The organism is Hyphomicrobiales bacterium, from assembly GCA_017642935.1.
In the GTDB taxonomy this organism is placed as follows: Bacteria; Pseudomonadota; Alphaproteobacteria; order Rhizobiales; family MH13; genus MH13.
The window spans coordinates 992,824-1,006,555 of record JAEPOK010000002.1 but is presented as its reverse complement, the minus strand read 5'-3'; the positions used below and the strand labels follow the sequence as shown (position 1 = coordinate 1,006,555).

At 61.4% G+C, this 13,732-nt stretch carries 9 protein-coding genes; 5 read left to right on the top strand and 4 right to left on the bottom strand.

The window, feature by feature from the left end; translation table 11 throughout:
* Window positions 1-43 precede the first annotated feature (43 nt).
* Complete coding sequence (locus JJ917_14285; protein ID MBO6699991.1) at window positions 44-373, top strand: TraR/DksA family transcriptional regulator; 330 nt, start codon at window positions 44-46, stop codon at window positions 371-373.
* Window positions 374-385: 12 nt separating this feature from the next.
* Here JJ917_14285 and JJ917_14280 read toward each other — a convergent pair whose 3' ends face one another.
* Entirely contained in the window at window positions 386-580 is a 195-nt protein-coding gene (locus tag JJ917_14280; GenBank protein ID MBO6699990.1) for a DUF1674 domain-containing protein, read from the bottom strand.
* A gap of 130 nt (window positions 581-710) precedes the next feature.
* On the opposite strand from JJ917_14280, the gene htpX reads away from it, so the two are divergent.
* From htpX to purH, 4 genes are all read left to right on the top strand, one after another.
* Window positions 711-1,631, top strand: coding sequence for a zinc metalloprotease HtpX (htpX, locus tag JJ917_14275; GenBank protein ID MBO6699989.1), 921 nt, complete (start codon window positions 711-713; stop codon window positions 1,629-1,631).
* A complete protein-coding gene (locus JJ917_14270; protein ID MBO6699988.1) occupies window positions 1,628-3,025 on the top strand; it encodes an RsmB/NOP family class I SAM-dependent RNA methyltransferase in 1,398 nt (465 codons plus the stop codon). Before htpX ends, JJ917_14270 begins: the two co-directional genes overlap by 4 nt.
* Before the next feature lie 227 nt (window positions 3,026-3,252).
* The gene (locus JJ917_14265; GenBank protein ID MBO6699987.1) at window positions 3,253-4,977 is read left to right on the top strand and encodes a heparinase II/III family protein; all 1,725 of its coding nucleotides are present in this window, start codon (window positions 3,253-3,255) and stop codon (window positions 4,975-4,977) included.
* 92 nt (window positions 4,978-5,069) lie between these two features.
* Window positions 5,070-6,659, top strand: a complete 1,590-nt coding sequence (gene purH, locus JJ917_14260; protein ID MBO6699986.1) for a bifunctional phosphoribosylaminoimidazolecarboxamide formyltransferase/IMP cyclohydrolase — start codon at window positions 5,070-5,072, stop codon at window positions 6,657-6,659.
* Window positions 6,660-6,665: 6 nt separating this feature from the next.
* Here the strand turns inward: purH and JJ917_14255 are convergent, their stop codons facing one another.
* From JJ917_14255 to JJ917_14245, 3 genes are all read right to left on the bottom strand, one after another.
* The gene (locus JJ917_14255) at window positions 6,666-7,391 is read right to left on the bottom strand and encodes a hypothetical protein (GenBank protein ID MBO6699985.1); all 726 of its coding nucleotides are present in this window, start codon (window positions 7,389-7,391) and stop codon (window positions 6,666-6,668) included.
* 66 nt (window positions 7,392-7,457) lie between these two features.
* Window positions 7,458-8,837 carry an MFS transporter gene (locus JJ917_14250; protein MBO6699984.1) on the bottom strand — a complete coding sequence of 460 codons (1,380 nt, stop codon included), beginning with the start codon at window positions 8,835-8,837 and terminating at the stop codon, window positions 7,458-7,460.
* A 16-nt stretch (window positions 8,838-8,853) separates the two neighbouring features.
* The gene (locus JJ917_14245; GenBank protein MBO6699983.1) at window positions 8,854-13,671 is read right to left on the bottom strand and encodes an NAD-glutamate dehydrogenase; all 4,818 of its coding nucleotides are present in this window, start codon (window positions 13,669-13,671) and stop codon (window positions 8,854-8,856) included.
* Window positions 13,672-13,732 lie beyond the last annotated feature (61 nt).

The window sequence follows — 13,732 nt, the reverse complement described above, 5'->3', positions numbered from 1 at the left end:
AATCGGGCACGCTGCAGAAACCCAATTGCCTTGAGGAACCCTGATGATCGCATTCGACGACGCCCGTAAACGCCTGAAATCCCGCTTGGCGGAGCTTGATCATCGCCTGGTCGACATCGAACATGATCTGGACGAAGCCAAGCCCGCCGACTTTGAGGAAGCGGCCAGCGACCGCGAGGGCGACGAAATGCTCGAAGAGCTGGGCTCCGTTGGCCTGATGGAAGTGCGCATGATCGAAGCCGCGCTGAAGCGGCTGGATGAAGGGACCTATGGCACCTGCGTATCCTGCGGCGAGGAGATTTCGGCCGAACGCCTTGAAGCAGTGCCCCATACGCCGCTATGCCGAACCTGTGCTGGGGCCGGCAAGCACTGATACCTCAAACTCTCAGAAGTCTGACGTCAGGCCTTTGATCTCCCAATCGTCATAACGGACTGGGTCAAGCCCACCGCGACCATCGATTTCCTTGGGCGCTTCTTCAGCCTTCTTGGTGATCTGAGCGCGGCGCGCCTCGGCCTCGGCTTTGGCGCGCGCCGCAGCAGCCTTGCGGCGCTTGGCCTTTTCGTCCTTTTGATCGCTCATCAATCAGCTCTCCAACGCGGATAGGACTGGGTTTAGGGCTGCACCTCTGGCAGGTCAAACCTTGTGAGTGGCTGTGTCGCACCCCATAAATGGGAAGACAGACCCATCAATCATGACGGACAGCCTTTCAATGAGCGTTATGCGCACTGGTATCCTTCTCGCCGGCCTCACCGCCCTTTTCATGGGGGTCGGCTTTCTCATCGGCGGCACAAGCGGCATGGCGATCGCCTTCGTCATTGCAGCCGGCATGAACCTGTTCAGCTATTGGAACGCCGACAAAATGGTGCTGCGCATGCACAACGCGCAGGAGGTGGATGATCGCTCCGCCCCGCAGCTTGTGGCCATGGTGCGCCAACTCGCCGAGCATGCCAACTTGCCGATGCCCAAGGTGTACGTGATCAACACACCGCAGCCGAACGCGTTTGCCACGGGCCGCAATCCTGAAAATGCTGCAGTCGCCGCGACCACGGGGCTGCTTGAAACGCTGACCCAAGAAGAGGTCGTCGGCGTGATGGCGCACGAGCTAGCGCATGTGAAGAACCGCGACACCTTGACCATGACAATCACCGCCACGCTGGCCGGTGCAATCTCCATGCTGGGCAATTTCGCGCTGTTCTTCGGCAACAACCGCAACAACCCGCTCGGCATTGTCGGCGTGTTGGCAGCTATGATCGTCGCCCCGATGGCGGCCATGATGGTGCAAATGGCGATTTCACGAACCCGCGAATTTGCCGCCGACAAACTGGCCGCTGAAATCTGCGGACGGCCGGATTGGCTTGCCTCGGCCCTGGCGCGCATTGGCCAACTTTCTCAGCGTGGCCGGATCGAAAGCGCTGAACGCAACCCCGCCACGGCGCATTTGTTCATCGCCAACCCGCTTTCTGGCTCGCGCTTCGCTGGCCTGTTCGCGACACACCCGCCCATGGAACAGCGTATCGCCAAACTCAACGAGCTCGGCATGAGCTGGGGTGATGATCCTTTCTCGTTGGGTGGCGAACAGAACCGATCCGGCGGCGCTACGTTTCGCGACACCAAAGGCCCTTGGGGTTGAGCGCGCAAAACGCGCGCCAGGCCGCCAACAAAGCCAAACGTCGCCAGCCACCACCGGCTGAAAACAAAAAGCCGATACCAGGACTGGCCGCGCGGCAACGTGCGGCGGATCTGGTTTTTGGCGTTCTGGTCGAGGGCGAGGCGCTCGACGGTGCGTTTCAGGGAAAACTCAGCGCAGACGACCACGCCGCCGCTGACCGCGCACTGACCCAGGCCCTGGTGCTCACCACCTTGCGGCGCTTGCCGACGCTCGACCACGCGATCAATGCCTGCCTGGACAAACCGCTGCACGCCAGCGCGGCCAAGGCCATGGCAATCTTGCGGGTTATGGCGGCACAATTGCTGGTGCTCGACATGGCCGATCATGCCGCCGTCACGTTGGCGGTGGAGGATGCCGCCCGCCGCAAAGACGCGCGCAAGCTGAAAGGCCTCATCAACGCTGTCGGTCGGCGCATGGTGCGCGAAAAAGATACGCTTCTCGCGGGTACCCCGGCCTCCGATCTACCGGTCTGGCTCACCGAGCGGTGGACGCGAACCTATGGAACAGAGACCGTTCAGAGGATCGCCGGCGCCATGCGCTACCAACCAGCGATTGATCTGACGCTTAAGCCCGATGCCGATATCAACAAATGGCTTGAGGCATTCGCAGACCATGACCCGGTCGCCCTTAATGACCGGTCGATCCGCCTCACCAAACCCGGTGGCATTGAGCGCCTGCCCGGCTATTACGATGGCGTTTGGTGGGTTCAGGATATTGCCGCCACGCTACCCGCGCGCATCCTGCTCGAAACGCTGGCCAAACCGGGCGAAGCCAGGGTTCTCGACCTGTGTGCAGCGCCAGGCGGCAAGACTGCGCAGCTGGCGAGCGCAGGATGCAAGGTCACCAGTGTCGATCAATCAGCCCCGCGGATGAAACGGCTCGCCTCCAATATGACCCGCCTGCAACTGACTGCTGACACGCAGGTGGCGGACGCTTTGGCGTACACCGCGAACAAGCCATTCGACGCGGTGCTGCTCGATGCGCCGTGTTCTGCCACCGGGACTCTGCGCCGCAACCCCGATATCGGGTATCTGCGACAGGAAGGCGACGTGCGCGCCTTGGCCAAGCTGCAAGCGGACTTGCTCACCCATGCCGCCACTCTGGTAACGCCGGGCGGTGTTCTGGTTTTTGCCACTTGCTCGCTCGAACCAGAAGAGGGCGAAGCGCAAATCAAACGGTTCTTGCGCAACCATGAGGGCTGGGCACTCGTGCCGGTCGATCCGAACCTCGCACCGCCTGACTCGGTACAACGAGACGAAACGCTTCGCACCTTGCCGCACATGGCGGCCAACGCCGATGGTTCGGCCAATGGCATGGACGGGTTTTTTGCCGCCTGTTTGCGCGCCCCGCATTGATCCAGTCTGCCAAACCGACGTAAAGGCAAGTCGGGCGGGGCATTAACCGGAAATTCAACTTTCTTAACCGCTTAGCTCGAATTTGAGCTATTGCGTGCCCCTCATCACAGATCGTGAGTCCAAACGACATCACAACGATGCACTTGGTGTGATTTGGGGGCTTAACAGTGGCGTTGGCATCGACCTTCCGACCACTCTTTGAAGGATTCCGGCACGCTGGTGCGTCTTTGACGAGCCGGCAACGGGCCATCAGTGCCGGTTTTTCGACACTCATGGTCGGCACATGGTCGGCTAGGCGCGCCTGTTTCCAGCTCGTCCCACGCGACATGCGCACCGCCGATCCTACCCGCGCCAGCGAATGGATCGAAGGCTACATCGCACTGGCCGACGGGATTATTGAGCTCAATGGTCGCAAGCTCTTTTCCATCGAACCGCCCAGCGATGCGTTTGCACGCGAACTCCATTCATTCGGCTGGCTCCACCATTTGCGCGCCTATGAGCTGTCCTCAACAACCGCCAAGCAGGCCCAGGCGATTGCCGCCGACCATGCTCGCGGTCATGTGCTCGATTGGATTGCCAACCGCCGCAAACTCCCTGCCCTAGCGCGGACGCCAATGATGGCGGCAAACCGTGCCCTGGCGCTCACCCAACATGCCGCGTTTCTGCTCGATGAAGCCGATCCGCAGGATTATCGCACCATCATGGCAAGCATTCTTGACGATGCGCGCTTTGCCTTCATCCACCGGGCGGAAGTCAGCGATCCAACCGACCATTGCCTGTTGGTGCTAGCGTGTGCGTCCGTGGCACACGCGCTGCGCGAACACCTTGCGCTGCGCCAATTGACTCGAGACGCGCTGACATCGGCTTTAAAAAATGCCTTCCACGCCGATGGCGGACCGCGCACCCGCCGCCCCGGTGATTTGCCACCGCTGCTGGCGACCATGCTGTCGCTGAAGGCGCTGATGCAAGCCCGCGACATGCCGGTGCCGCAAAGGCTGCTGCAATCGATCGAAAACGGGCTGCGCTTGCTGCGCATGCTCCGTCATCCCGATGGCACGCTAGCGCGCTTCCAAGGCACCGATAGCATTATCGGCCTAGAAACCGACCTTGTCGCAACGATCCTCTTTTTCGATACCGAGCGCGGGCCGCTACCGATCCTCGCACCGGACACCGGCTACGCCCGCCTGGAAGCGCCTGGCTCCGTGGTGTTGCTGGATTGCGGCATAGCCCCGCCACCCGACGCGAGCCGCCAGGCCCACGCGTCGACGCTGGCCTTTGAATGGAGTTTCGACGCCACCAAGATCATCACCAGTGCGCCGGAGATCGGTTACACTGTCGATGCCGATCTCTTGGAGCAACGGCGCACCAGCGCGCAATCGACGCTTTCAGTGGGCGGCGTATCATCGGCCAATTTTCCCGACAGCCGCCCCGACAGCGTCATGATGGCCGACAGCTTGGGTGTCACGGCAGAAAAATCGCAAGAGGCGCCGACCCGCAGCCTGCGCGCGCGCCATACCGGCTATCGCCAAAAGTTCGGCGTCGATCACACACGATCCATCACCCTGTCGGACAACGGACGCGTGATCGAAGGTTACGATCAATTGCTCCTGCCGTCGGGCGCCCTCGCCTCGAACAATCGCAGCCCCTTTGCGCTTGCCTTCCAACTGCAACCAGGTGCGCGTGTGCGCAGTGAGGGGGAACGGCGTTTGCGGATCACTCTGCGTCATCACACGATCATGTTTGAGACCGAGGCCGGCACGGTTTCGGTGATTGATCCGACCGACCGGCCAACCTATCGCGGTCCAAGCCGCGCCAGACGCATCGTCGTTGATGGACCGGTGTCCGGTCCGACCGAGGTGCACTGGCGCTTCATCGTTCAACTGGGCGGTGGCTACGAGACCGCTTCAAGCGCACCGGCCGAGACCGAAACACCAGCCTCGTCCCCAGATTAGGCATCCGGCCAGCTTCCGCCGAGGGCGGTGCGCGTGTTAGCGCCTGACGCGAAACATGCCGTGCAGCCACAAGCGATTGAAAGTGCCCCGCGATGAGCGACCTCGCCCCCATCCGCCGCGCCCTCCTGTCTGTTTCCGACAAAGAGGGACTGGTGCCGTTTGCACAAGAGCTCGCTGAGCGCGGCATCGCGATCCTCTCCACCGGCGGCACGGCACGCACGCTGAAGGACGCCGGGATCGCCGTCACTGATGTTTCGGACATAACTGGCTTTCCAGAGATCATGGATGGTCGGGTGAAGACCCTACACCCGAATGTCCATGGCGGTTTGCTCGCAGTGCGCGACAACGCCGATCACCAAAAAGCGATGGGCGAGCAAGGCATAGAACCCATCGACCTTCTGGTCGTGAACCTCTACCCATTCGAGGCCACGGTCGCTGCGGAGGCCAACGAGGCAACCGTGATCGAAAACATCGACATTGGCGGCCCAGCGATGATCCGGGCAGCGGCGAAGAACCATGGCGACGTCACCGTGGTCACCGCGCCGGAGGATTATCAAACCATCCTCGACCAGTTGGCCAACCATGATGGGCATACAAGCCTCGCCACGCGCACCGCGCTTGCCGGCAAGGCCTATGCGCGCACCGCCGCCTATGACGCTGCCGTGGCCGCATGGTTCGCCCGCGACACGCCCGACGCACTGCCAAACCATGTCACGATCGGCGGCACCAAGGCGCTGGACATGCGCTATGGCGAAAACCCGCATCAGTCCGCCGCGCTCTATCTGACCGGCGAAAAGCGGCCCGGCGTCGCGCGTGCTGAACTGGTGCAGGGCAAGCCGCTTTCTTTCAACAACATCAATGATGCCGACGCGGCGTTTGAACTTGCCTCAAGCTTTGATCCCAAAGACGGACCGGCAATCGCGATCATCAAACACGCCAACCCGTGCGGCGTCGCCCAGGCGTCATCGCTGGAAGAGGCCTATGCGTTAGCGCTGCGCTGCGACCCCGTCTCGGCCTTTGGCGGTATCGTCGCCATGAACACGACGCTGACAGGTGCGGCGGCAGCCAAAATCACCGACATCTTCACCGAGGTCATCGTCGCGCCTGCTGCCGATGACGAAGCCAAGGCGTTGATTGCCAAAAAGAAGAACCTTCGCCTATTGCTGACGGGCGGATTGGCCGATCCGCGGGCTTCTGGTCTTACCATTCGTACCGTTGCAGGCGGGTTCTTGGTCCAAGGTCGCGACACCTTGGAGGCCGAGGATCTGGAGCTGACGGTTGCCACCAAGATCGCACCCAACGAGCATCAAATGCGAGATCTGCGCTTTGCCTTCAAGGTCGCCAAACATGTGAAATCCAACGCCATCGTCTACGCCAAGGATGGCGCCACGGTGGGCGTCGGCGCGGGACAAATGAACCGCCTGGATTCCTCGCGCATCGCCGCGATGAAAGCAGCCGAGGCCGCGGAGACCGCAGGGCTCGATCAGTCGCTCGCCATCGGTTCTGTCGTTGCCTCCGACGCTTTCTTCCCGTTTCCCGACGGGCTGCTTGCTGCCGCTAAAGCTGGTGCGACAGCCGTCATCCAGCCGGGTGGGTCGATGCGCGACGATGCTGTGATCCAAGCCGCCGATGAGGCCGGTCTGGCGATGGTTCTAACCGGCGTGCGCCACTTCCGGCACTAGCGCCTGTCAGTTGCCGCCTTTGGCGTCCGCCTCAAGAAACTGGGCAACCAACGGGATCGGCCCTTCGGCGTTCACCACCGCATAGCCGCGCAGCTCATCATTGGAGAGGTAACGCATGTCGGCAGGCGGGACATCAAGCGACATATCAATGAAGCCATCGTCCACGCCCATATCGATCGCGTAGACCTTGATCATCGCCGCCACGGCCTCATCGCCGGGGCGCATGATTACGCGATTGTCCGGCTCAAGATTGCCCGGATAGAACCGGTGGACGCCAATCACATCGTCCTCGGCATAGCGTTCAACGCCACCCAGGAAAGCGAACGTGCAGGCGGATGCGCAATCGCCAGGGCGCATTGAGTAGCCACCGCGCGGCAAGCGCTGGGGAAAGCCGACCTGAGTGTTGAACCCCTGTTCGCGGATTTCACGGCCAAGACGGAGACCAGCAATCACATCACCGCCAGGAGAGCTAAAAACCACTGTCAGCCCTTGGCCTTCTAACCGGTAGGCTTTGATGAAGTCGCGGAACTGGGCAGCGGTGAAATCTTCGATGTCACCCACGGCGCGAATGTAGCGGCACGTGTCACAATCGACATCATCTTCGACGAGCAAAAACCGCATGGGCTGAAGCGGTTGTGGCAGTTGCTCCTGGGCCACGGCCGTGCTGGCGACCGGAGCAAAACCGAACACCATCGCTCCAAGGAGTGTGGCAATCGAGCGCTGAAAGATCATCAAACGGAATCCCCTGCTTCGGCCCTGATACAAAGATTTGGCCAAAAACCGTCGCGGATCAAGCCTCTATTGGCTTACACCACGCACATTGACCCGCAAAAGCAGCAGGCCACCGGCGACGAAAAACAGGATAAGCACCGAAATACCGGCGCGTTGATCAAGCGTCAGAGCCGTCATCGTCGCGACGGCCCACGGCCCAATAAAACTCGTCACCTTGCCGGAGAGGGCGAACAGGCCGAACGTTCGCGCCCGCGCCTCAACAGGAGCCAGGCGAGCAAGCAAGGTCCGCGAAGAGGCTTGCAAGGGCCCAGCCGCCGCGCCCATCAGACCCCCGAGCAACAGGTAGAGTTTCTCCGGCGTTGTCGCAAAAAGTCCCTCGGCTGGTGCGACTGGGATGACGAAAAACATGCGGTCGGCACTGAGGCTCACCACCGAAAGGCTGGCAAGCGTCAGCACCACAAGGCTGGTCAGAATAACCGGCTTGGCGCCGACCCTATCCTCAAGCGGACCGCCGACGAGCGCGCCTACTGTGCCAGTCAACGTCAATAGAATGCCGAACAAACCAACCTCGGTGATCGTCCAGCCAAAGACGCCGGTGCCATAGATGCCGCCAAAGGCAAACAGCGCCACCAACCCATCGGCATAGATCATGTGCGCGATGAGAAAGGTTGTCAGCGGCTTGTCACCCTTCAGCGCCGCCAGCCCGGCGCGCAAATCGGCAAGCCCTTGGCCGACAGCCTGACGTATCGGCATCATCACCGGTCGGTCGGGCGTGAAATGCATCAAGGGGAGCACGAGGAGCGCAAACCAGATCGCCGTCATCGGCCCAACCGCCCGGTCCCCCTCGCGCGTGGTCGGGTCGAGACCGAACAGCGGTTCCAGACCAAGGATCGTCAGTCCAGTGTCGGGCGCGCCGACCAAGAGGCCAAGCGCAATGAGGATCGAAACCACCGCCGCCACATACCCCGACGCCCAACCATGAGCCGACAAGCGGCCGAGCCGGTCGGGGGGAACAAGGCTTGGCATCATCGCATTGTTGAACACGCCGGCCATTTCAGCAGCGACCGTGCCGACCGCGAACAAGACAAGCGCCAACGTCAGCCCATAGGGCACCCGCGGCTCAGCAAACCAAAGGCCGCAAGCGCAAACCGCCATGATCAAGCCGAGCAGCGCAATCCAGGGTTTGCGCGGACCGGCTGCGTCAGCAATGGCGCCAAGAGGCGGTGAAAGAAGCGCGATCGTTAGCCCGGCGAAACCAGCCGCATAGCCCCACATGGCTTGGCCCTCAGCCGGCGAAGCGGCGAGCGCTGACACCACATAGGGCCCGAACACGAAGGTGGTGACCAGCGTGAACCAAGGCTGCATGGCCGCATCGAAAAAGATCCAGCCAAAGACGCCTTTCCGGTCCGCAGGAGGATCGGAAAGGCTGTCGGCCACTTCAGCCATGTGGTCCAAGTGAGGTTCAGGAGAGGTCGTCAAGCAGCCCGCCCGCCACCGAGAGCTTGGACACCGTCAATGCCCCACCATCAATGATGTCGCCCATGGCGTGCGCGACACGATGGATCTTGCTAGCCCGCTCGGCCTTCCACGCGTCCAGCCCGCCTTCATGTTGCAGGATATCGATGGTCAAACGGCGGCGCACCGACGCCAGCGATTGTCGCGCTCGGTCAAGCGCCAAAGCATCGTAATAATCGGTGACCTGCAGATCGCGCGCGGCAGCATCCAGACGGCCCAAACCGAAGATCGCACCAAGCTCGAAATAGGTTTTGGCGACCTCTTCGGTCTCAAGACAAGAAGCATCGCGCACAAGGATCATATCGGGCAGAATGGAATAGACCGCCATCGACGCAATGCGCGCTGAAAGGTCTTCCGGAACGCCGCGTTCAACCAGTTCCTGGGTGTCCCCTGCGATGCGTTCAGCCACCGGGCGGGCCATGGTGCGCTCGAGCACCGGCGCAAAGGCGGCAATGCCATCGCGGTAATGATCGACAACGCCAGCAAGACCGTCGCTGAAATCGACATTCGTCAGGAACCAACCGATCCGGTCGATCACCAGACGCTGAACCGCGCTGTAGAGCGAGAGTTGCAGAGCCCCGCCGATCTTGGTGTCGAGCGCATCGATCTCTTCGTTCAGCGCCGTCAACTGATAAGCATCGCGGACGATCGCAAAGGCGCAAGCAATATCGGCCTTCGACGCGCCCGTGGTGTCGGAGACGATCTGAATGAGCGTCGCGCCACCACGATTGATCATCGAGTTTGAAAGCTGTGTGGCAATGATCTCCCGACGCAGCCGATGGTTCTCGATCTCCTCGCTAAACGGCTCGTGCATGGGCGTCGGGAAATATCGGTACATCTCCCGACCGAGATAGGGGTCATCGGGCACACCGCTTTCCAGCAGCGAGGAAAAGAGGTCGATCTTGGCATAGGCGAGCAACACCGCCAGCTCCGGCCGCGTCAGCCACTGGCCCGCCTCACGGCGTTCGGTTAGCGCCAAGGCATCGGGCAGGAACTCAACCTCACGGTCCAGCAGACCTGACGCCTCCAGCGTGTTCATCAACCGGGCCTGATAGCCGAAATCGTTCTCGTTTTTGGCTTCCGTCAGCGAGACCGACAACGTCTGCAGATAGTTGTTGCGCAAGACAAGCGCCGCCACCTCTTCGGTCATATCGACGAGCAGCGTGTTACGGTCCTCGCGCGTCAGCTTGCCGGTCGCCTCGGCCGCGCCGAGCGCGATCTTGATGTTCACCTCAAGGTCGGAAGAGTTCACGCCGGCGGAGTTATCGATGGCATCGGTGTTAAGCCGCACGCCATGCAGGCCCGCTTCGATCCGCGCCTTCTGGGTGATGCCAAGATTGGCGCCCTCGCCGATCACCTTCACACGCAGTTCCGGCGCATTGATGCGGATCGCATCATTGGCGCGGTCACCAGCTTCGGCCTGGCTTTCGCCGGTCGCCTTGATGTAGGTGCCGATACCGCCGAACCAGAGAAGATCGGCCTCAGCCTTGAGGATCGCTGTCATCAGCGCGTTTGGCGTTACGGTCGCAGATTCCAGCCCCAACACAGCTTGGGCCTCGCTCGACAGCGTGATCGACTTCGACGACCGTGGGAAAATGCCGCCGCCTTTGGAAATCAAATCGGGATTGTAGTCCTGCCAACTGGAGCGGCCCAGGTCGAACAGACGTTGGCGTTCGGCAAAGCTCATCGACGGATCGGGATCGGGGTCGATGAAGATATCGCGATGATCAAACGCGGCGATCAGTTTGATCGCTGGCGAGAGCAGCATGCCATTGCCGAACACGTCGCCCGACATGTCGCCGACACCCACCACGGTGAACGGCTCGGTCTGGATATCGACATCCATCTCACGGAAGTGGCGCTTGACCGCTTCCCAGCCACCGCGGGCCGTGATGCCCATTTTTTTGTGGTCGTAGCCCTGGCTCCCGCCTGAGGCAAACGCATCGCCGAGCCAGAAGCCGCGCGCTTCAGAAATGCTGTTGGCGGTGTCGGAGAACGTCGCCGTGCCTTTGTCAGCCGCAACAACCAGGTAGGGGTCATCGCCATCGAGCCGCACCACCGCGTCAGGCGGTTCAATACCGTCGAGGGTCAAATTGTCGGTCACGTCGAGCAGTGAGGAAATGAAAATCTTGTAGGCCTCGGTGCCTTCAGCGAACCAGGCCTCACGATCATCGCGCGGCGGCAACTGTTTGGGCACAAACCCGCCCTTCGCACCGAACGGCACGATGACGGCGTTCTTCACCTGCTGCGCCTTGGCCAAGCCAAGAACCTCGGTGCGGAAATCCTGCGGACGGTCCGACCAACGCAGACCACCGCGGGCGATCATCCCACCGCGCAGATGCACGCCTTCCACGCGCGGCGAATAGACCGAAATCTCGCGCAAAGGACGTGGTTCAGGCAGCCCATCGACATTCTTCGAGTCGATTTTGAACGCGAATGTCGGCTTCGGTTTTCCATCCTGGTCCGGTTGAAAGAAGTTGGTCCGTAGGATCGATTGAATGAGGTTCAGGAACCGGCGAAGGATCGTGTCTTCGTCAAGGCTTGAAACGTCTTCCAGCGCCATCGTGATGGCAGCGGCGATCTTCTCCGATTGCTGATCGCGTTCCGCCTCCGTCTTGCGCGGATCAAGACGGGCATGGAAGAGATCGACCAGCGACGTCGTGATCGGCTCATGCTTGATCAGCGTTGCCCAAACATAGTCCGGGCTAAAGGCAAGCAGTGCTTGGCGCAGATAACGGGCCAGCGCGCGCAGCATCGCCACATCGCGCCAAGGCAAAGTTGCACTGGCGATCAGCGTGTTGAACCCGTCGTTTTCCGCCTGGCCGTACCAGACCGCCAGGAACCCGGCTTTCAGCGGCTCGGCGAGCGCCTCCAGGTCGATGGCCTCGCCATTGGCGCGTTCCAACAGAATATCGTGGATCCAGACCGCCTCCGCATCGCGGCGCTCCACGCGATAGGTTCGCTCATTGATCGCCCGGAAGCCCATGGCTTCGATGATGGGCATGCGGTCCGACAGCGCGATCGGCTTGCCGACATGATAGAGCTTTAGATCGATGCGCTTACCATCGGTTTCCTCGCGCCCGCGAAAGGCAAGTTGTAGGCTGCGGTTCTCGCCGAGGCTCTCCATCATCAGCGCATCATCGAGCGCCGCTTCGCCGGAGAACGCTTCACGGTAAGCGCCCGTGAAGGCATCGGAATAGCGCGTCAGAAGCAGGGCGCCGCGCACGCTGTCCTGGCTCGCCCGCACCGCCGACCGGAAGGCATCCGCCCAGGTGCGCACGATCTCCGAAACACCCTCTTCCAGCACCTCTTGCGCGATCTCCGGCGTCTCGCCTTCAGAACGCCCGATGATGAAATGCACCCGCGCCAAGGGACCTTCGGGATAGGCGACGTACCAGGCCGACACCCGGCCCTGATATTGCTCGGCCAGCCACTCGCCAATCTTCATGCGCATACTGGTGGAGTAGCGCTCGCGCGGCACATAGACGAGCGAGGACACAAAGCGATCAAACTTATCGATACGCGACAGAACGCGCACGCGCGGCCGCTCACCAAGCTGCAGGATTGCGGTGGAGAACCGGTGCAGGGTTTCAAGATCGAGTTGGAACAGCTCATCGCGCGGATAGCTTTCCAGGACGTTGGCCAGCGCGCGACCCGAATGGCTGTCGGGATCGTAACCGGCCCGCTCCATCACCTGATCGGTCTTGCGTCGCAGATAGGGAATGTTGCGTGTCGAACGGGTGTATGCCGTTGCCGAAAAGAGCCCGACGATGCGCAGCTCGCCAAACAGCGTGCCATCCTCGGCGTAGGTCTTCAGACCGATATAATCCATGTAGGTGCGTCGGTGGACGCGGCTGCGAATGTTCGCCTTGGTGACCAGAAGCGGCTCGGGACGCCGCATGAAATCTAAGAGTTCCGGCGTGTGCGTGACAAAGGTCGCGCCCTTGCGCAGCACCATCAGATCCGGGTCGGACAGAAGGCCAAGGCCCGGCACATCGACCCGTTCCAGCGACCCGCCTTCACCATCATCGACGAACTTGTAGTCGCGCATGCCAAGGAAGGTGAAGTTATCGTCGAGCACCCAGTCGATGAACTGAATGCCTTCGGCCAACTCATCCACCGGCAGTGACGGCGGGTCGGACTTGTAACCCATCACCACTTGATTGACGCGGTGGCGCATCGCTTTCCAATCGCGCACTGCCACACGCACATCACGCAGCACCGCGTGAATGCCCTCTTCCAGGGCGTCGCGATCGGAAACACTGTCCATCTGCTCGACATGGAACAAAATCACGCTTTCGCGGATCGCCGTTTCATCGCCTTCCGGCCGCTGATGCCCATGCACCTCGCTCAGATGCCCATTGCCGTCGCGGGTTACCCAGAGCACCGGGTGCAGCACAAGGCGCAGATCAACGCTCGCGCCCTGCAATTCACTCATCACCGAGTCGACGAGAAACGGCATATTGTCGTTGACGATCTCAACAGCAGAAACGTCGCTCAACACGCCGTCAGAGGCGACCGGCTTGGGATTGAACACCCGCACAAACGCCTGGCCTGATCGCCGGTCGGCCATGCGCTCAAACGCGTCGCGCGCGATCGACGCTAGCTCCGCTGCCGAGTAGGTGACGAGATCCTCCGCTGCGCCTTCACGGAACAAAGCGGCGGCGAACTTGGAAAGCGCCTCACCAACGTCGCCCTCTTCGCCGAGCACTTTGATCGCGCCTTCGATGAGTTTGCGTTTTTGCACTTGCGCGGATTGGCTCATGGCACATCCCCTCCCGATTTGCCGAGCGTCACGTTTCTGCCCGCCGCGGGCATGGGGAACG

Coding starts and splice junctions, on each gene's coding strand:
- JJ917_14285 (MBO6699991.1), top strand. CDS start 44: ATGATCGCATTCGACGACGCCCGTAAACGCCTGAAATCCCGCTTGGCG.
- JJ917_14280 (MBO6699990.1), bottom strand. CDS start 580: ATGAGCGATCAAAAGGACGAAAAGGCCAAGCGCCGCAAGGCTGCTGCG.
- htpX (MBO6699989.1), top strand. CDS start 711: ATGAGCGTTATGCGCACTGGTATCCTTCTCGCCGGCCTCACCGCCCTT.
- purH (MBO6699986.1), top strand. CDS start 5,070: ATGAGCGACCTCGCCCCCATCCGCCGCGCCCTCCTGTCTGTTTCCGAC.
- JJ917_14255 (MBO6699985.1), bottom strand. CDS start 7,391: ATGATCTTTCAGCGCTCGATTGCCACACTCCTTGGAGCGATGGTGTTC.
- JJ917_14250 (MBO6699984.1), bottom strand. CDS start 8,837: ATGGCTGAAGTGGCCGACAGCCTTTCCGATCCTCCTGCGGACCGGAAA.
- JJ917_14245 (MBO6699983.1), bottom strand. CDS start 13,671: ATGAGCCAATCCGCGCAAGTGCAAAAACGCAAACTCATCGAAGGCGCG.